Annotated in this window: 14 protein-coding genes and 2 tRNA genes; 9 read left to right on the plus strand and 7 right to left on the minus strand. The window is 66.0% G+C overall.

The window, feature by feature from the left end:
- The first annotated feature begins 443 nt into the window (after positions 1-443).
- Together VE25_RS16285 and xth are read left to right on the plus strand one after the other, a co-directional pair.
- Positions 444-1,571, plus strand: a complete 1,128-nt coding sequence (locus tag VE25_RS16285) for a serine hydrolase domain-containing protein (protein WP_046109712.1) — start codon at positions 444-446, stop codon at positions 1,569-1,571.
- Positions 1,572-1,597: 26 nt separating this feature from the next.
- Complete coding sequence (gene xth, locus VE25_RS16290; protein WP_046109713.1) at positions 1,598-2,377, plus strand: exodeoxyribonuclease III; 780 nt, start codon at positions 1,598-1,600, stop codon at positions 2,375-2,377.
- A gap of 13 nt (positions 2,378-2,390) precedes the next feature.
- Here xth and VE25_RS16295 read toward each other — a convergent pair whose 3' ends face one another.
- From VE25_RS16295 to VE25_RS16320, 6 genes are all read right to left on the minus strand, one after another.
- Positions 2,391-3,197, minus strand: coding sequence for a tetratricopeptide repeat protein (locus tag VE25_RS16295; protein ID WP_052732033.1), 807 nt, complete (start codon positions 3,195-3,197; stop codon positions 2,391-2,393).
- Between the two features lie 490 nt (positions 3,198-3,687).
- Positions 3,688-4,695, minus strand: a complete 1,008-nt coding sequence (locus tag VE25_RS21980) for a CorA family divalent cation transporter (RefSeq protein WP_052732034.1) — start codon at positions 4,693-4,695, stop codon at positions 3,688-3,690.
- Positions 4,696-4,713: 18 nt separating this feature from the next.
- Entirely contained in the window at positions 4,714-7,449 is a 2,736-nt protein-coding gene (locus tag VE25_RS16305; RefSeq protein ID WP_046109714.1) for a valine--tRNA ligase, read from the minus strand.
- Positions 7,450-7,583: 134 nt separating this feature from the next.
- Positions 7,584-8,222 (minus strand): DUF2497 domain-containing protein, encoded by a 639-nt coding sequence (locus VE25_RS16310; protein WP_046109715.1) that lies wholly within the window; start codon positions 8,220-8,222, stop codon positions 7,584-7,586.
- Positions 8,223-8,466: 244 nt separating this feature from the next.
- The gene (locus tag VE25_RS16315) at positions 8,467-9,792 is read right to left on the minus strand and encodes a TolC family outer membrane protein (protein WP_244466962.1); all 1,326 of its coding nucleotides are present in this window, start codon (positions 9,790-9,792) and stop codon (positions 8,467-8,469) included.
- Positions 9,793-9,973: 181 nt separating this feature from the next.
- On the minus strand, positions 9,974-10,630 hold the full coding sequence (locus tag VE25_RS16320; protein WP_046109717.1) for a protein-L-isoaspartate O-methyltransferase family protein: 657 nt from the start codon (positions 10,628-10,630) through the stop codon (positions 9,974-9,976).
- Between the two features lie 193 nt (positions 10,631-10,823).
- Here VE25_RS16320 and VE25_RS16325 point away from each other — a divergent pair, with 193 nt between their 5' ends.
- From VE25_RS16325 to VE25_RS16355, 7 genes are all read left to right on the plus strand, one after another.
- Positions 10,824-11,270 carry a universal stress protein gene (locus tag VE25_RS16325; protein WP_046109718.1) on the plus strand — a complete coding sequence of 149 codons (447 nt, stop codon included), beginning with the start codon at positions 10,824-10,826 and terminating at the stop codon, positions 11,268-11,270.
- Between the two features lie 85 nt (positions 11,271-11,355).
- A tRNA-Cys gene (locus VE25_RS16330) sits at positions 11,356-11,429 on the plus strand.
- A gap of 148 nt (positions 11,430-11,577) precedes the next feature.
- Positions 11,578-12,786, plus strand: a complete 1,209-nt coding sequence (locus VE25_RS16335) for a benzoate/H(+) symporter BenE family transporter (protein ID WP_201776103.1) — start codon at positions 11,578-11,580, stop codon at positions 12,784-12,786.
- On the plus strand, positions 12,783-13,400 hold the full coding sequence (gene mobA / locus VE25_RS16340; RefSeq protein ID WP_046109719.1) for a molybdenum cofactor guanylyltransferase: 618 nt from the start codon (positions 12,783-12,785) through the stop codon (positions 13,398-13,400). The genes VE25_RS16335 and mobA overlap by 4 nt, the downstream gene beginning before the upstream one ends.
- A gap of 100 nt (positions 13,401-13,500) precedes the next feature.
- Positions 13,501-13,576: transfer RNA gene (locus VE25_RS16345), tRNA-Asn, on the plus strand.
- Positions 13,577-13,680: 104 nt separating this feature from the next.
- Positions 13,681-14,151: an SRPBCC family protein gene (locus VE25_RS16350; protein WP_046109720.1), complete on the plus strand. Its 471-nt coding sequence runs from the start codon at positions 13,681-13,683 to the stop codon at positions 14,149-14,151.
- Positions 14,152-14,317: 166 nt separating this feature from the next.
- On the plus strand, positions 14,318-15,370 hold the full coding sequence (locus VE25_RS16355; protein ID WP_046109721.1) for a cysteine synthase A: 1,053 nt from the start codon (positions 14,318-14,320) through the stop codon (positions 15,368-15,370).
- Between the two features lie 287 nt (positions 15,371-15,657).
- Here the strand turns inward: VE25_RS16355 and aroA are convergent, their stop codons facing one another.
- A complete protein-coding gene (gene aroA, locus VE25_RS16360; RefSeq protein WP_046109722.1) occupies positions 15,658-16,935 on the minus strand; it encodes a 3-phosphoshikimate 1-carboxyvinyltransferase in 1,278 nt (425 codons plus the stop codon).
- Positions 16,936-17,046: the final 111 nt, after the last annotated feature.

Raw genomic sequence — 17,046 nt, forward strand, 5'->3', positions numbered from 1 at the left:
GAGGGGAGACGGTGCCCAACCCGTTGATGTTGCAACTGAACCAGAAACTTATCCCCGCCCCCTCCACCTGCCCCATACTCCTCTCACCCGCCACGAGAACGCGAGGTCGCGACGAACGGTCTGTGGCAAGGGCAGGTGGGAGGGGCTGGAGTCGTCCGGCCCTGGGCCCGTAGGGCGGTCTTGCCGCCGGGCGAGGTGTTCCAGCCTCCGAAAGGAACTGGAAGGATTCATCGCTCGAAGACAAACGCGTCCCCATGGATCGGAAAGCCCACCGCATGCGGCGGCGAGAGCCTCCGTTTTTATGTTTGCATGAGGCAATCGCCGCCGCATGCCGCGTCACAGGAGGAAACCGCGAGGCCAAAGGCCGGGCGGCGCTTGCGGACGCCTGCTTGACTTCCCTCGCCTCCCCTTCACACAGTCCGGCATCATCAGGAGAACGATTCATGCAGCACGGCAGTCTTCTCGATCATGTCATCGACAGCGCCATCGCGCGGCGTAAAATCGTTGGGACGGTGGTGCTCGTTGCGCGCAGCGGAGAGGTCGTCTACCGCCGTACGGCCGGCTTTGCCGACCGGGAGGCCGGCAAGCCGATCGCGGAGAACACGATCTTCCGCCTGGCATCGGTCACCAAGCCGATCGTTGCCGCGACGGCGCTCGCCATGATCGAGCGCGGCCGGCTCGGTCTCGATGACGTCGTGGCCGGCCACCTGCCCTACTTCACGCCGAAACTGCCCGATGGTCGTCAGCCGGCCATTACCGTGCGCCAGCTTCTGACGCATACGGCGGGGCTCGGTTACGCCTACTCGGATCCGGCGATCTCGACGGGGCTGGGAAATACCGACTTCGACTTCGAGGCGAATTTCACCCGTGTCGCGGCCCTGCCCCTGTTCTACGAGCCGGGTACGGCCTGGCAGTATTCCGTTGCCATCGATGTGCTGGGCGCGGTGATCGCCAAGGTTGAGGGCACGACGCTCGGCGAGGCGGCTGCGCGCTACGTGACCGGCCCGCTCGGCATGGCCGACACCGGCTTTGCCGTCACAGACCTGTCGCGCCTCGCCGTGCCATATGGTGATGCGCAACCGGAGCCCGAGCGCATGGGCGATCCGCACGTCGTCGTCGACGCCAATGAAGGACGCAAGCTCTTCTCACCTAGCCGCATCTTCAATCCTCGCGCCTTCCAGTCAGGCGGCGCCGGCATGGTCGGCACGGCGGCAGATATCCTCGAGTTCCTCGAGGCGTTGCGCCGCGGAGGTGATCCGATCCTTTCCGCCGAGACCACGGCCATGGCCATGCGCAACCAGATCGGCGATCTGCCGCGTGCGGATTCGCCCGGCATGCGCTTCGGGTTCCTCGGCGCGGTGCTCGACGATCCCGCCGCCGCCGGCTGGACGAGTGCGCCGGGAACGGTCAACTGGGGCGGCGTCTACGGCCATTCCTGGTTCATCGATCCGGCAAACGGCCTCTCGGTCGCTATCATGAGCAACACGGCCCTCGAAGGTTGCACCGGGCAGTTCCCCGCCGATGTGCGCAACGCCGTCTACGGCGTTGCCCCAGCCGACCCGGACCGTTAGCCTGCGCCTTCGAAAAGGAGCACCTCATGCGCATCGCCACCTGGAACGTCGCCGGTATCCGCGCCCATATCGGGGCGTTGCTCGAGTGGCTGCGGCAGGAAAAGCCGGACATCGTGGTGCTGCAGGAGACAAAGACCGTCGACGAGACGTTCCCGCGCCTCGAGCTCGAGGCGCTCGGCTACAATGTCGAGGTGCATGGGCAGAAGGGATGGAACGGGGTTGCGATTCTTTCGCTCGTGCCGTTCGACGAGGTGCACCGGGGCTTGCCTGGTGACGATGCGGACGAGCAGGCGCGGCTGATCGAGGGTGTGTTCTCGCTCGAGGGCGGCGTGGTGCGCGTCTGCGGCATTTACCTGCCCAACGGCAATCCGGTCGATTCGGAGAAATTCCCCTACAAGCTCGCCTGGATGGAGCGTCTCCACAGCTTCGTCGAGCAGCGTCTCTCGTTCGAGGAGCCGTTCATCCTGCTCGGCGACTTCAACCTCATCCCGGCGCCCATCGACGCGCACAACCCGGACGGTTGGTGGGGCGATGCGCTCTTCCGGCCCGAGAGCCTCGAGCGTTTCCGGTCGCTGCTCAACCTCGGCCTCGTCGACGCGTTACGCGCGGTGAGCTTGGAGCCGAACTATACGTTCTGGGACTTCCAGGCTGGCGCCTGGCGGCGGAACGCGGGTATCCGCATAGATCACCTGCTGCTCTCGCCGCAGGCAGCCGACAGGCTCGAAAACGTCACGGTGCACAAAGACGTGCGCGGCTGGGACAAGCCCAGCGACCATGTGCCGGTCGAAGGGCAGTTCACATTCTGAACGGAAAAGGGGCTCAGAGGCCTTCGAGTTGCGGACCGATCTGCGCGGCAAGCTGGCTGGCTTCCGCCCGCTCTTCGGGCGTGGCGAGGGCCAGCGACCGGTTCAGCTTCTCGGTGACCCAGCTCTCATCGGTGGTGCCGGCGACGCGCTGGCGCGCCATGGTCATCCACATCAACCCTTCGACGGGCTGAGCTTCGAAACCATCGATGCCATTGAACATCAGTTCGCCGAGCTGCGCCTGGGCCGGCCCATGCCCCTTGCGGGCGGCGAGCGAGAACCAGCGGGCGCTCTGGAGCGGGTTGTAGCCGAGGCCGTCTTCCTCGAGATAGAGCAGGCCCACGCGATACTGCGCGTCGGCATCGCCGAAATAGGTCGCGGCATGCAGCAGCAGCGTGTGCGAGCGCTCGCTGTCGGCGGCGATGCCGGCATCGGGCAAGCCGTGGCGGTAGTACTCGCCGACCTTGACGAAGGACTGGGCAACGATATCGGCCTCGACACCGCGGGGTGGGGTGTCGGCGTGCTGATTGGCGATCTGCGAGAAATAGCCGAAGGCCTTGACCGGGTCCTTGGCGACGCCCTCGCCGTTCTCGTACATGGTGCCGAGCTGCCAGAGCGCCATGGGCTGGCCGGCCTCCGCCGCGCCCTCGAGCGCGGAGAGCAAGGCATCGCCCGACACGCCGCCGCCGGCGCCGTCGAGCGTATTTGCCATTTCCAGGGCTGCGTCGACCGCGGTCTGCGCACGCACCGGTGCAGTTACCGCCAGGGTCAGCAGGACACTCGCCGCAACGGAAATCAGGGATATGTCCCGGATAGCCGTCATCTTACTCCTTCTCGCCCCGATCCGCCGCTCGGCGGGTCCGGACGCACTCCGTCTCGTGGGAGCTGCGATGGCGGTGCGCTCGCTCGAAACAGCGCGCAGAACCGGCCAGGACAGCTTGTTTGTTAGGACTGTAGTAAGAATTTGTGTCCGGATTGAAGCAAGCGGACCGAGCCCGGCGCGCATGGGGGGCATGGCGGGAAATGGGCTGCTCGAGGAAATGGCACTTCTGGCGTTCATGCCTGTTCTTGTCCCATTCGGCCGAGGGCACGGCCGTAGCGAGGGTCAGGTAAGACAGGCCCGGCTTCACGAGTCCTTCGTGTGCTTGGGTTCCTCTGCCCGCCCCCGGCGTTCTAATAGCTCGGTTCAGGCGAGAGTGTGATGGCAATTCTGGCCAAATGGTTGACCGGCAAGTCCCCTGCTCGTGTTTGACGCAGGCATGTTGCTGAATCGTCACACGCACATTTCTGTAACTTGTCGGAAAATTGCGCGCTTACAGCCAGCGGCGCCCGTGCATCCACCAGACGAGCCCGAGCGCGACCGCCAGAAGTCCGGCGCAGACGCCGACGAACGCCCAGGGTTCATCGGCGAAGGGAATGCCTGAGACGTTCATGCCGAGCGCGCCGGTCACCAGCGTCAACGGCAGGAACACCACCGTCACCGCCGCCAGCACCAGCATGGTGCGGTTCAACTGCTCGGAGCGGGCATCGAGGATCTGTTCGTGGACGAGCACCGCCCGTTCGGAGAGCGTTTGCAGCTCGTCACCCAATCGTGCCGAACGAGAAGACGCCTCGCGCAGGCGCATGCGGTCTCGCTCGGTAAAGAACGAGATATCCTCGACCTCGAGGGTCGTCAGCACATCGCGCTGGGGCCAGATCAGCCGGCGAAAGCTGATGAGGTCGCGCCGCAATTGCGCGAGGCGTACCTGATTCTTGGCATCGTGGGCGGAGATCAGCTGTTCCTCGATGTCATCGAGGCGGTTGCCGAGCGCCTCGATCAGCGGCTCGATGCGATCGGAAGCACGCAGCGCCAGGCGCGCGACGAGGTCGGCGGGCGAAAGCGGCGCGTGCTGGGTCTGCTGCCACTGGCTGACGCCGAGGAGTTCGGGGATGTTGAGCTCGGAAGCGACGATCACCTGCCCGCGCGCGATGCGCATGGTGAGCAGCTGCCGGCCGATATCGTTGGGATCGGCGCCCGGGCGCACCACCCGCATCACGATCATCGCCCGGTCGTCGGCCACGGTGCAGCGAGAGCGGGTGCTGGGGACTGTCAGGACATCCGCCTCAAACACGCCGATCGCGTGCTTCAGCCAGACCTTGAACTCGGGTGAGCGGGAATTGCCCGTAACCAGCACGAAGCCGTGCGGGGGCACCTTGGGCTCGTGGTCGAGCCCGCCGACGCTCGTCACCCCGCCCTTGCCGTCGAAGACGACGACCTTGCCGGGATCGCCTTTTTCCTGGCGAACCGGCGGACTGGCCGGGGGTGAGCTCGAGTCGTTCATCTGCTCCTCGCGCCCGCCTCAGCTGAGGCGGGCTATGGCCTCGGCGATCTTGGCGCGGCGTTCGACGGCGGCTTCGCGACGCGTGCGCTGCTCCTCGATGACCTCTTCGGGAGCCTTGGCGACGAACTGCTCGTTGGCGAGCTTCCTGTCAATGCCCGCGACCTCGCCATCGAGCTTGTCCATCTCCCTGGTGAGACGGGCCTTTTCGGCGCCGATGTCGATGACGCCCTCCAGCGGCAGCGCCCAGGTAGCTTCGCCGACGACGAACTGGGCCGATCCCTGCGGCACCGAGGCCGCCGGCGAGATCGCCTCCAGCCGGGCAAGGCGCGTGATGAGCGCGGCGCTTTCCACCAGGCGCCGGGTGGTTTCCTCGCTGGCGCCGACGACGACCAGCGGCAGCTTGGCGCCGCCGGGCACGTTCAGCTCGGTCTTGACCGAGCGCACCGACGAGATCAGCTCCATCAGCCAGTTTAGCTCGGCGTCAGCCTGCGGGTCCTCGAGCCCGGAAAGCTCCGGCCACTCGGCAAGGATCAGCTGGCTTTCGCGCGCCGGGCCAGCCTTGCCCGTCTCGCCCCAAAGCTCCTCGGTCACGAACGGCATGAAGGGATGCAGGATCTTGAGGATCTGGTCGAGGACATAGGCCGCGGTCGCCTGCGTTTCGGCCTTGCTCGCCTCATCGGCGCCCATCAGCACGGGCTTGGAGAACTCCACATACCAGTCGCAGAACGTGCCCCAGACGAAGTCGTAGGCCGCGTTCGCCGCCTCGTTGAACTTGTATTCCTCGATGCCGCGGGTGACCGCGGCGACCGCGCGCGCCGTGGCGCCGACGATCCAACGGTTGAGCGGCAGCTTGTTGGCCTTGGGATCGTACCCGGCTACACGCCGGCACTCGTTCATCTCCAGGAACCGCGCGGCGTTCCAGAGCTTGGTGACGAAGTTGCGGTAGCCTTCCACCCGATTGATCGAGAGGCGGATGTCACGCCCCTGTGCCGCCATGGCGGCAAGGGTGAAGCGGGTCGCATCGGCGCCGTATTCTTCGATGAGCTTTAGGGGGTCGATGACGTTCCCCTTGGTCTTGCTCATCTTCTGGCCCTTCTCGTCGCGGACCAGGGCATGCATGTAGACCGTGTGGAACGGCTCCTCGCCCATGAATTCGAGGCCCATCATCATCATGCGGGCGACCCAGAAGAAGATGATGTCGAAGCCGGTGACGAGGACGTCGGTTTGGTAGTAGCGCTTGAGCTCGGGCGTCTCCTCGGGCCAGCCGAGGGTCGAGAACGGCCACAGGGCCGACGAAAACCAGGTGTCGAGCACGTCCTCGTCGCGCTTCAGTTCCACAGTTCTGCCGTAGTGCTTTTCGGCAGCGGCGAGCGCAGCCGCCTCGCTCTCCTCGACGAACGCCTCCCCGTCCGGCCCGTACCAGGCCGGAATCCGGTGGCCCCACCAGAGCTGGCGCGAGACGCACCACGGCTTGATGTTCTCCATCCAGGCAAAGAACAGGTTCTCGTACTGCTGCGGCACGAACCTGGTGCGACCCTCGCGCACGGCCTTGATCGCCGGCTGCGCCAGCGTTTCGGCGTCCGCGAACCACTGGTCCGCCAGGAACGGCTCGATGACGACGAGCTTGGATTTCTCGTCATGCGGCACCATGATCTTCTTGTCTTCGACATGGTCGAGGATGCCGCCCGCCTCGAGATCGGCAAGAATCTTCTTCCTCGCCTCGAACCGATCGAGACCGCGATAGGCCTCCGGCGCATTGTCGTTGATCGCGGCGGTCGTCGTGAAGATGTTGATCTGCGACAAGTCGTTGCGAACGCCGACCTCGAAGTCGTTGAAGTCGTGCGCCGGAGTGATCTTGACCGCGCCCGAGCCGAGCGCCGGGTCGGCATAGGTGTCGGCAATGATCGGGATGCGGCGCCCGACGAGCGGCAGGGTCACGAACTTGCCGATGAGGCCTTTGTAGCGCTCATCGTCCGGATGAACGGCAACGCCGGTGTCGCCCAGCATCGTCTCGGGGCGTGTGGTCGCGACGACGATATAGTCGCGCGTCTCGTACCCGGTCGGCTTGCCGTCCTCATCGAATGCAACCGGAAACTCGTAGGTCACGCCATCCGCCAGCGGATAGCGCAGGTGCCACATGTGGCCCTTGACCTCGATGTTCTCGACCTCGAGATCGGAGATCGCCGTCTCGAGACCCGGATGCCAGTTGACGAGGCGCTTGGCGCGATAAATGAGGCCGCGCTTCTTGAGCTCGACGAACACCTTGGTGACGGCCCGCACCATCTGGTCGTCCGGCTCGCTGCGCGAACCCATGGTGAAGCGTTCGCGCGAGAAATCCGCCGAGGCGCCGAGCCGCTTCAGCTGATTGATGATGGCGCCGCCGCTCTCGTCCTTCCATTCCCAGACTCGCTCGACGAATTTTTCGCGGCCCATCTCGCGCCGACCGGGCTGCTGGCGCTCGGCGAGCTGGCGCTCGACGATCATCTGGGTGGCGATGCCGGCATGGTCCATGCCGGGTTGCCAGAGAACGTCCTTCTTCAGCATCCGGTTGTAGCGGATGAGGATGTCCTGGATGGTGTTGTTGAGCGCGTGCCCGATATGGAGCGAGCCGGTGACGTTGGGCGGCGGAATGACGATGGTGAAGGTCTCGGCGCCGGGCTTCGCCCCTGCTCCGGCGGCAAACGCGTTGGCCGCAATCCAGTCCGCGAAGATGCGATCCTCGACGGTTTCCGGTTCATAAGTCTTCTCAAGCATTCACGTCACTCGCAACGGCAACGACCCGCACGAACCCAGGGGGCTCGTGCGGGCCGATATAGGGATTGGGCAGACTTCAAGCAAATGCACGCGGCACGGTCAACCGCGCCATGCACTGATGAGCGTCGGCAGGATCAGTCGCCGCGGGAAATACGGGCGATTTCTTTTTCCACCATGCGCTCGACGACGCTGGGCAGGTTCTCGTCCAGCCATTCCTTGAGCATGGGCCGCAGCATCTCGCGCACCATGGCCTCGACGGTCAGGCCCTGCGTCCCGACGCCAAGATGGCTGAGCTTGGAGAATGTGCTGCGCACCGCGGCGTTGGTCGCCGGTTCGAGGAGTTGTTCGGCCATATCGCTGCTGAGGGTTGGATCAGGCATGGACGGGGTCACGGGTTCGGGTTCCGGAACCTCGGAAGCAGGCTCCGGCTCCACTGCCTTGGGAGCGGACCGCAATTCGGCGGGGGCAGGATCGAACGCGATGTCCTCGGGATCGACGAGGTCGACGGTGTCGGCAAGCTCGGCCGTATCGGCGAGGAGCGCCTCGAAGCTGAGGTCCTCGTCCTCCGCCTCGTCTTCGTCGGTGACGATCTGCGTCGAGGAGAGGGCCAGCGGCTCGACATCCTCGTCGTTACCTGCATCGTCCTCGATCGGCATGGCGGCGGGCGCGGCCTGCATCGGCGGGGGCGCGGCGTGAAGGGCCGGGCGGCGCGGGGCGCTCGCGGCATCGTCGTCCGCGATGATCTGCCGGATGGACGAGAGAATCTCGTCCATCGAGGGTTCCTTTGGCGCGGGCTTGTTCATGTCGGCCTCTCAAGACTGCGGGTCACCGTGGCCACCACCGGAGAGTTGAGCCACGAATCATTGCTTCAAGCCTAAACCTCTGCGGCAGATTTAGGAATCGGGCGCGACAGGAGGATTTCCATCTTCCACCAAAACTTCCGCGAGCAGCGCAAAAGCAAACCGCCGCACCGGCTTGCAGGCCGGGCGGCGGGCGGCAATCACATGATGGCAGGCGTCAGTCGACGGTGCGCAGTTCCTGCCAGACGTCCTGAACGGTGGCGGTGTAGTCGTCGGCCGACTTGATCTCGACCGGCAGGCCGAGATCGATCGCCGACAGCCGGCCAGTCGCGGCCAGCAGCGAGAACGTCGCGACGACGCGGCTGGTGGTCGCCTGGATGAGGCCCTCACGCTGCGTGGTCAGCTCCGCCTGGGCATCGAGCACGTCGAGCGTCGTGCTAGCGCCGAGGTCGCGTTCCTGGATGACGCCCTCGACCACCTGCTGCTGGGCGGCAACGGCGGCGTTGGCCGACTCGATCTGGGCGGAAGCGTTCTGCAGGCCGCTCCAGGAGGAAACGACCGCCTGGCGTACCTGATCGTAGGCGGACATGGCGGTCACTTCCGAGCGGATCTGCTCGATATTGGCCTTGCGAACCCCTGCGCCCATGCTGCCGCCGGCGTAGATCGGCACGCTGAGGCTGAGGCCCACGGACCCGCTGATGCCCTGCGCACCCTGGAGCTGCTGAGCGTTGCTGCTCCACTGCAGGCCGGTGCCGACCTGGCCGGTGAGGTTAATGGTCGGACCGAAAGCGGCCTGGGCCGCATCGCTGCCGGCCTGCGCGGCGCGAATCGATGCCTTGGCCGAAAGGATGGCGGGGTGGCGCGCCTCGGCCTGCGCGAGTGCCTCGTCGATCGAGGGCGGAACGAGATTCGAATAGCTGTGGCTAGCGTTCAGGTTGCCCGGACGCTGGCCGACGAAGCGCTGATAGGTCGCCTGGCTGGTCTGGAGGCTCGCCACGGCGGCGCGGTGGGAAGCAACGCCCTGCGCCAGGCGCGCCTCGGCCTGGGCGACGTCGATGCGCGTCCCCTCGCCCACCTCGAGCCGGTCGCGCGAGGACTGGAGCTGCGCCTGATAGAAGGTCACGTTGTCCTGGCGCAGCTGCACCAGCTGGGTGTCGCGCACGACGCTCATATAGGCATCGACCACGGAGAGCAGCACGTTCTGCTCGGTGTTGCGCATGGTGTATTTCGACAGCTCGGCCAGAGCTCGCGCCTGCTCGATATGGGCGTCGGTCTGGAAATTGTCGAAGATGGTCTGGTTGTACTGAATGCCGGCGGTCACGCTGGTGGAGTCGTTCCACTCGCTGCCGGCCGTGGTCCACTGATAGTTGCTGCCGAGCGAGGCGCCGATGGTCGGGCGCTTTCCGGCCTGACGCAGCGCGATATCCTCGGCCGCCGACTTGACGGCAAGGAACGAAGCCTGCAGGTCCGGATTATTGGTGTAGGCGGAGGTCAGTGCCTGCGTCAGTGACTGGGCGTATGCCGATGCCGGCAGCCACGCCATGGTCAATGTGAATGCTCCGACGGCCAACGCGCGGAATGACAACATATTCATGGCCTCCAGTGCCCAAATTCTACGCCCCGCATTTGGGAGCGGCAACCGGCGGCGACAATACGGACCGGTACGCGGAAACGAATTACTCGATCGTCGTGCTTTCCGGGCAACACCCGTCCAGTCCCGACCATCAAAAAACGAAAGTGTCTTGTGCACTTGCCGCCTCGAGAGGCGGCAAGTTGGCGTTGAATTCAGCGCGGCTGGTCACAGCCTTGCCGGTCTTGACGAAGAGGTGGGCGACGGCGGTGACGCCGGACTGCAGCAGCGCGACGAGCCGCCCGTCTTCATCGAGGCAGTCGAAGAAGGCCTGCGGCACCTGCCCCACGGCGCCCTCGAGAATGATCACATCGAAGCGTCCCTTCGGGGGATGCTCGTGGCTGCCCTCGACCACCCTGGCGTTGGTCACGCCGAGGGATGCAAGGTTGGTTTCGGCCAGCCGGACGAGGCTCGCTTCGCGCTCTATGCCCAAAACCTCGCTGCCGAGGGCGGCAAGGACGGCTGTGGAATAGCCGGTGGCCGCGCCGACATCGAGAATGCGGTCCCCGGCCTCGATGCCGGCGAGCTGGACGAGTTTGGCAAAGGGCGTCGGCGCGGGAAGAAAGCGGCCGGGGGCGGTCGGTCCGAAAGCGTGACTTTCGTCGATATAGGCGACGGCCTGGCGCGCTTGCAGTACGAAGATCTCGCGTGGAACACGCGCCATCGCCGCCAGTATGCGCCGGTCCGTGACGCTGTTGGTGCGCAGTTGGCTGTCCACCATCGTCCTGCGCGCCTGCTCGAAATCGACCATAGGGCGAGGTCCCCGCTATCTGTCCCCGGATATGCTGGTTGTGCATATCGTCAGCCGATGACGGGCGCAAGACGCTAGAATGCATAGCGTCAATTTGTAATGTGCATCAAGAGGCTTGCGTGCGCCTGCGGCCTTGACCCGGAGGCGTCGGCTTCCCACGTGCATCATAGCGACACGATCAAGGAGGCTCGGCATGTATACCCGCATTCTCATCGCCACTGATGGCTCGGAGCTGGCGCAGAAAGGGCTCGACCACGGCCTTTCCCTCGCCAAGCGGCTCGATGCCGACGTCACCATCGTGACCGTCACCGAACCGAGCCTGCCACCCGCGTCATCCGCCACCGCCGGCTGGGCGCCTGGGTTCGATCCGACCGCGCTCGACGAGGCCAAAGCGAAATCGGCCCGCGAGATCCTCGACGCCGCCGCCCGGCAGGCCGAGGCCGCGGGCGTGCGCGCGAACACGCTGCACCTGCCCAACCGCTATCCTGCCGAAGGCATCATCGAAGCGGCCCAGGAGCGCGGCGCCAACCTCATCGTCGTCGCCTCGCACGGCCGACGCGGCCTCGGCCGCCTGCTGCTCGGCAGCCAGACCCTGGAAGTGCTCACCCACAGCAGCATTCCGGTGCTTGTCATCCGGTGAGCGGATCGCCTGACGGCGAAAGTAACTCTTCGGCAACGAGCCCCCTTGCATAAGGCAGGGGGCTCTCATACAAACCCGCGCCAGAGGCCACGTGGCGGAGTGGTTACGCAGCGGATTGCAAATCCGTGTACTCCGGTTCGATTCCGGACGTGGCCTCCATTTCCTCCCATTGCGTCAGTTGAAGCGGCCCGGAAATTCATGGACGACCGATGAGCGGTCGTCCGTACGCTCGGGGCAATCCCGATGCAGCGCTTCTAGAATCTCTCGTCCTGCCCTAGCCTTGCGCGTCCACAACAGGAAAGCGTCGGTGTCCGGGTTCGAATTGAGAAGTTTTGCGGCGGCCGGGTTGCAGCCCGTCGTCGCGGGCGCATTGGCGGCGGTTGTCGGTTTTGCCAGCACGTTTGCGCTGGTGCTCGCGGCGCTGACCGCGGTCGGAGCTTCGCCGGCGCAGGCGGGATCCGGGCTCTTTGCCATCTGCGTTGCCGTCGGCACCCTCAACATCGCCATCGCCTGGACGACGAAGAAGCCGGCGAGCTTTGCCTGGTCGACGCCGGGCGCCGCCTTTCTCCTGACCGTTGGCGAGCCGGCCGGCGGCTATCCGGCGGTTGCCGGGGCCTTCCTCGTCGCGGCGCTGCTAATCGTGCTTTCCGGGCTGATCCGACCCCTCGCCCGGGCGGTTGCCGCCATACCGGCCTCGATCGCCAACGCCATGCTCGCCGGCATGCTTCTGACGCTCTGCCTCGCGCCGATCCAGGCAGTCGGCGAAATACCGGCCCTGGCGCTGCCGATCCTCATCGCCTGGGCGCTGGCCCTGCGCTTCACGCGCCGCTATGCGGTGCCGGTCGCGGTTCTGGTCACGGTCATCATCCTGGCGACGACCACGCAGCTGCCGCCCGGCGCGGTTGAGTTCGTCCTGCCGACACCCGTGCCGGTCATGCCCGTGTTCACGCTCGATGCGATCCTGCGCATCGCCCTGCCGCTCTATATCGTGACCATGGCTTCGCAGAACCTGCCGGGCCTTGCCGTGATGAGGGCCAACAACTACGACCTGAAGGCGTCGCCGCTCTTCGTCTTCACCGGTCTTGCCAGCGCCGGCACGGCGCTCCTCGGCGGACATACGGTCAATCTCGCGGCCATCACCGCCGCGATCACCGCCGGGCCCGAGGCGCACCCGAATCCAGGCCAGCGCTGGGCCGCGCCGGTGGCGGCAGGCGCCGTCTACATCCTCTTTGCCGCGAGCGCGAGCGTTGCGGCAGCGTTCATCGCCGCTTCCCCGCCGATCCTGATCCAGGCCGTCGCCGGCCTCGCGCTCCTCTCGAGCCTTGGGGCGGCGCTGTCGGGGGCGCTGGTGCAGGAGGAGACGCGGCTGCCGGCGATTCTCACCTTTGTCGCCACTGCCTCGGGAATCACCATCCTCGGCGTCGGCGCGCCGTTCTGGGGGCTCGTCGGCGGTCTGGCGCTGATGTTCGTCCTCAACGCCGGCAAGCGGACGGAGCCGGAGGTTCTCTCCAAATGAGCGGAATCGCGGCCCTGGTGCTCGCCGGCGGCCGCGGGGAGCGGCTCGGCGGCGTGCGCAAGGCGCAGCTCAAGCTCGGCGGAAAGCGGCTCGTCGACCGGGCAGTGGAACACCTCGCGCGGCACTGCACGCCGGTGGTGATCTCGACGGGCGCGCTCGATCCGGCGCTCCTGAGCCTGCCCGCGGGCGCGATTCCCCTGCCCGACCTCGATCTGCCCCTCGCGGGTCCGCTGGCGGGAATCGTGGCAATGGCCGAGTGGATGGAGAGGCAGGGCAATCCCGTCGATCTCGTCGTCTCGCTCGCCGTCGACACGCCTTTCGCTCCCGAGGATTTCGTGGCGCGGCTGGCAGCGGAAATCGGCGGAGCGCCAGCCGCTTACGCAACATCGGGCGAGAGCTTCTATCCAACCAATGCCGTCTGGCGAACCGCGACGCTCGGCGCGCTTCTGACCCGAGTCCGAAGCGGTGCCCCTCCCCGCAGTCTGCGGGCATTTCTTGAGGAAATTCAGTCTGTTGAGGTCGACTGGCCCGGCACTCATGGCGATCCGTTCGCCAATGTCAACACGCTCGCCGACCTCCTGGCCCTCGAGCTGCGCGGGAGCGGTTCGGCGTGACGTCACCGGATTTACACAGAGGGTGAATTTGGCTCTTGGCAAAGCGGGGCAAAGCCGCTAAACGGACCTCGCTCTCGCAGCAGAGAGCCACCGAATGTCTTCCGCGATAGCTCAGTTGGTAGAGCAAGCGGCTGTTAACCGCTGGGTCGTAGGTTCGAGTCCTACTCGCGGAGCCATTCGTTTCAGGGCTAGACCCGCGCCAGGCACCCAGCATTAAAACGCCTGTGCACTTTCCGATGACATTTGATTCAAATGCGCCCGACGGGGGCAGGCTGAAGCCATGACTTTCGATCCGACAGGCTCCGAGAGCCAGATCACTCTTACCCGCACGATCGCCGCGCCGGTCGAGGACGTGTTCGCCGCCTGGACCGACCCGGCGCTCCTCGAGCAGTGGCAGGCCGACGAGGTGGAGACGGAGCCCTTCGAGGGCGGCGAATACCGCTATTTCATGGCGGGCGACGCCGAGGACCCGACCGACCTGGTGGTGACCGGGCGCTACATCGAGTTCGTCGAGAACGAGCGGCTCGTCATGTCGTGGGTCGCGTCGGTCGTCGGCGACGATGACGGGAACGCCGAGGACGGCGAGGGCCAGATCTTCGTGCTGGAGATCGACTTCCGCGAGGTCGCGGGCGGCGGGACTTCGATCACCATCGTCGAGCGCGGACTTGCCCATGCGGATGCGGAATCGCGCATCTTTTCGATCGAGGCGTGGAGCCAGGCGATCGAGCACCTCGCCGAGTTGATGGAATAGCCACCCCTCCGGCTGGAATGGACTTGCCGTCGCGCCCTGCCCTCGCGCAGCACCTTGCGCCAAACGCGCCCGGAGCGAAAAGTCCTGCCGTTTAAGGCCCTTGGCACTTGTTCAGCATCGCGCCGGTCCCTACGATCAGACCAAGCTGAACAGAACCTGTCGAGCAATGGCCAACAAGCACCTGGACCTCATCTCCGCCATCGGCAACACACCGCTCATCCGCCTCAACCGCGTCTCGCAGCTGACCGGATGCGACATCTGGGGCAAGGCGGAGTTCCTCAATCCGGGTCAGTCGGTCAAGGACCGCGCGGCGCTCTTCATCATCCATGATGCGGTCAAGAGCGGGCAGTTGAAGCCCGGCGGCACCATCGTCGAGGGCACGGCTGGCAACACCGGCATCGGACTGACGCTGGTCGCCAACTCGCTGGGCTTCAAATCGGTGATCGTCATTCCCGATACGCAAAGCCAGGAAAAGAAGGACGCGCTGCGGCTCTACGGGGCCGAGCTGATCGAGGTGCCGGCCAAGCCCTACAGGCACCCCAACAACTATATCAAGGTCTCCGGGCGCCTGGCCGAGAAGCTCGCCAAGGAGCTGCCGAACGGGGCGGTCTGGGCCAACCAGTTCGACAACGTCTCCAATCGGCGCGCCCATATCGAGACGACGGGACCCGAGATCTGGAGCCAGACCGGCGGACGGATCGACGGGTTCATCTGCGCGGTGGGCTCGGGCGGCACGCTCGCGGGCGTGGCGCAGGCGCTGCGGGCGCGCAACAAGGACGTCAAGATCGGCCTCGCCGATCCGGAAGGGGCGGCGCTCTTCAGCTACTACACCACCGGCGAGCTCAAATCCTCGGGCAACTCGATCACCGAGGGCATCGGCCAGGGGCGGATCACCGCCAACCTGGAGGGGCTGACGGTCGACCATGCCTATCAGATCCCGGACAGCGAGGCCCTGCCCTACGTGTTCGACCTTCTGGAGCATGAAGGCCTCTGCCTCGGTGGATCGAGCGCGATCAACATCGCTGGGGCGGTGCGCATGGCGCGCGAGCTCGGGCCGGGCAAGACGATCGTGACGATCCTCGCCGACTACGGCAACCGCTACCAGTCGAAGCTCTTCAATCCGGAGTTCCTGCGCGCCAAGAGCCTGCCGGTGCCGCCGTGGCTGGAGGAGCGCGAGCCGATCGACGTGACGAGCGTGCTGGAGGCGGATCCGGTTTAGCCGAGATTACTTAGTCAACTCCGGCTGTCATCCCGGCGAAAGCCGGGCCCAGAAACGACGCTTCCCGACAATTCGCACAATCCAGCCCCACCCGCGGGTCATCCCCGCGGAAGCGGGGACCTCCGTTAGCGATGTCTTGAAGAAAACAGAGGTTCCCGCTTTCGCGGGAATGACGCCGTGGGGGTACGGCGTCCGTGCGGGCCCGTAGGCCCGCTTTTACTGGGTCCCGGCTTTCGCCGGAATGACAGCCGGTGGGTGGGAGGTTTGGTGCCCCCTCCAAGGGGCTTTCAAGCCGGCTTCATCTCTACGCCCAGACTCTTCAGCATCTCCCAGTATCCTGGATAGGTTTTTCCCGCGCAGGCTGGGTCGAGAATGGTGATCCCCTGCACCTTGAGGCCGGCGAGCGCGAAGCTCATGGCGATGCGGTGGTCGGCGTAGGTTTCGATGCGGGTGAGGTGGTTGCGGCCGGCGAGGCGGTTGGCGAGGTCGGGGTTGGAGGAGACGACGAGGTCGTCCCCCTCCTCGTGGGCGAGTCCGGGTTCGATGCGCGAGAGTTCGGTCGACAGCGCCGAGATGCGGTCGCATTCCTTGACGCGGAGGTTTGAGATGCCGACGAACCGGACGGGCGTGTTGTTGAAGGCGGCGAGCACCGCCATGGTCGGCACGGCGTCCTGCATCTGCGAGCCATCGATGATGGCAGGCATGTTCGGAAACCGGGCGATGATCGCCTGCGCCTTGGCGTCGGGTTGGGTGAAGGCGTCGGAGGCGACGCCGAGGTCTATCCTGCCGCCGGTCAGCGCCTCGGCCGCCCAGAGATAGGTGGCGGCGGAAGCATCCGGCTCGATGACGTAGTCGGCGGCGCGATAGCCGGTCGGCGCGATGCGCCAGGTGCCGGCGTCCAGCTGCTCGACTTGCGCCCCGAAGGCGCGCATGGCGGCGACCGTGAGGTCCACATAACCGCGTGCACCTATGTCGCTGCCGGTGAGGGCGACGTCCACCGGCCTGTCGGCAAGCGGGGCGACCATCAGCAGGGCGGAAACGTACTGGCTGGAAAGCCCGCCGTCGATCTCGATGCGGCCGGCGGGAAAGCGCCCGGTGCCGTTGACGACGATCGGGGGGCACCCGGTCGCGCTCGTCGCATCGACCCCGGCGGCGCGCAATGCCTCGACCAGCGGCGCGATCGGACGCTTGCGCATCTCCTCGTCGCCGTCGACGACGACGGTGCCGTCAACGGAGGCCACGGCGGCGGTGAGGAAGCGGGTGGCGGTGCCGGCATTGCCGAGGAAGATCGGCTCGGCGGGCGGAAGCAGCTTGCCTGTGCTGGTGACGACGAAGCTCGTCGCATCCGGCTCCTCGACGGTGACGCCCATATGCCGCAGGGCGGCGGCCATCAGGGTCGTGTCCTTGCTCTTCAGCGCCCCGGTGAGGTGGCTGGTGCCCTCGGCGAGGGCGGCGAGGAGCAGCGCGCGATTGGTGATCGACTTCGATCCCGGAGGCGAGACGCGCCCGACCAGGGGCCGGCCGGGTGGGATGATGGTGAGGGCGGAAGGCAGCGGGGCGAGCATGGGCACAGTGTCCGGCGGCGGGGAGCCTTCGCGTGTTAGGGCAAAGTGGTGGGGAAGGCAATTGGGGGAGTGGCTCGGTGGGCCGCCGAGGCTTCCCCCCACCCCCTATCC

The organism is Devosia geojensis, from assembly GCF_000969415.1.
In the GTDB taxonomy this organism is placed as follows: domain Bacteria; phylum Pseudomonadota; class Alphaproteobacteria; order Rhizobiales; family Devosiaceae; genus Devosia; species Devosia geojensis.

What these genes read in the sequence shown, in the direction of transcription:
- VE25_RS16285 (WP_046109712.1), top strand. Translation starts at nt 444, where the DNA reads ATGCAGCACGGCAGTCTTCTCGATCATGTCATCGACAGCGCCATCGCG.
- xth (WP_046109713.1), top strand. Translation starts at nt 1,598, where the DNA reads ATGCGCATCGCCACCTGGAACGTCGCCGGTATCCGCGCCCATATCGGG.
- VE25_RS16295 (WP_052732033.1), bottom strand. Translation starts at nt 3,197, where the DNA reads ATGACGGCTATCCGGGACATATCCCTGATTTCCGTTGCGGCGAGTGTC.
- VE25_RS21980 (WP_052732034.1), bottom strand. Translation starts at nt 4,695, where the DNA reads ATGAACGACTCGAGCTCACCCCCGGCCAGTCCGCCGGTTCGCCAGGAA.
- VE25_RS16305 (WP_046109714.1), bottom strand. Translation starts at nt 7,449, where the DNA reads ATGCTTGAGAAGACTTATGAACCGGAAACCGTCGAGGATCGCATCTTC.
- VE25_RS16310 (WP_046109715.1), bottom strand. Translation starts at nt 8,222, where the DNA reads ATGGACGAGATTCTCTCGTCCATCCGGCAGATCATCGCGGACGACGAT.
- VE25_RS16315 (WP_244466962.1), bottom strand. Translation starts at nt 9,792, where the DNA reads ATGGCGTGGCTGCCGGCATCGGCATACGCCCAGTCACTGACGCAGGCA.
- VE25_RS16320 (WP_046109717.1), bottom strand. Translation starts at nt 10,630, where the DNA reads ATGGTCGATTTCGAGCAGGCGCGCAGGACGATGGTGGACAGCCAACTG.
- VE25_RS16325 (WP_046109718.1), top strand. Translation starts at nt 10,824, where the DNA reads ATGTATACCCGCATTCTCATCGCCACTGATGGCTCGGAGCTGGCGCAG.
- mobA (WP_046109719.1), top strand. Translation starts at nt 12,783, where the DNA reads ATGAGCGGAATCGCGGCCCTGGTGCTCGCCGGCGGCCGCGGGGAGCGG.
- VE25_RS16350 (WP_046109720.1), top strand. Translation starts at nt 13,681, where the DNA reads ATGACTTTCGATCCGACAGGCTCCGAGAGCCAGATCACTCTTACCCGC.
- VE25_RS16355 (WP_046109721.1), top strand. Translation starts at nt 14,318, where the DNA reads ATGGCCAACAAGCACCTGGACCTCATCTCCGCCATCGGCAACACACCG.
- aroA (WP_046109722.1), bottom strand. Translation starts at nt 16,935, where the DNA reads ATGCTCGCCCCGCTGCCTTCCGCCCTCACCATCATCCCACCCGGCCGG.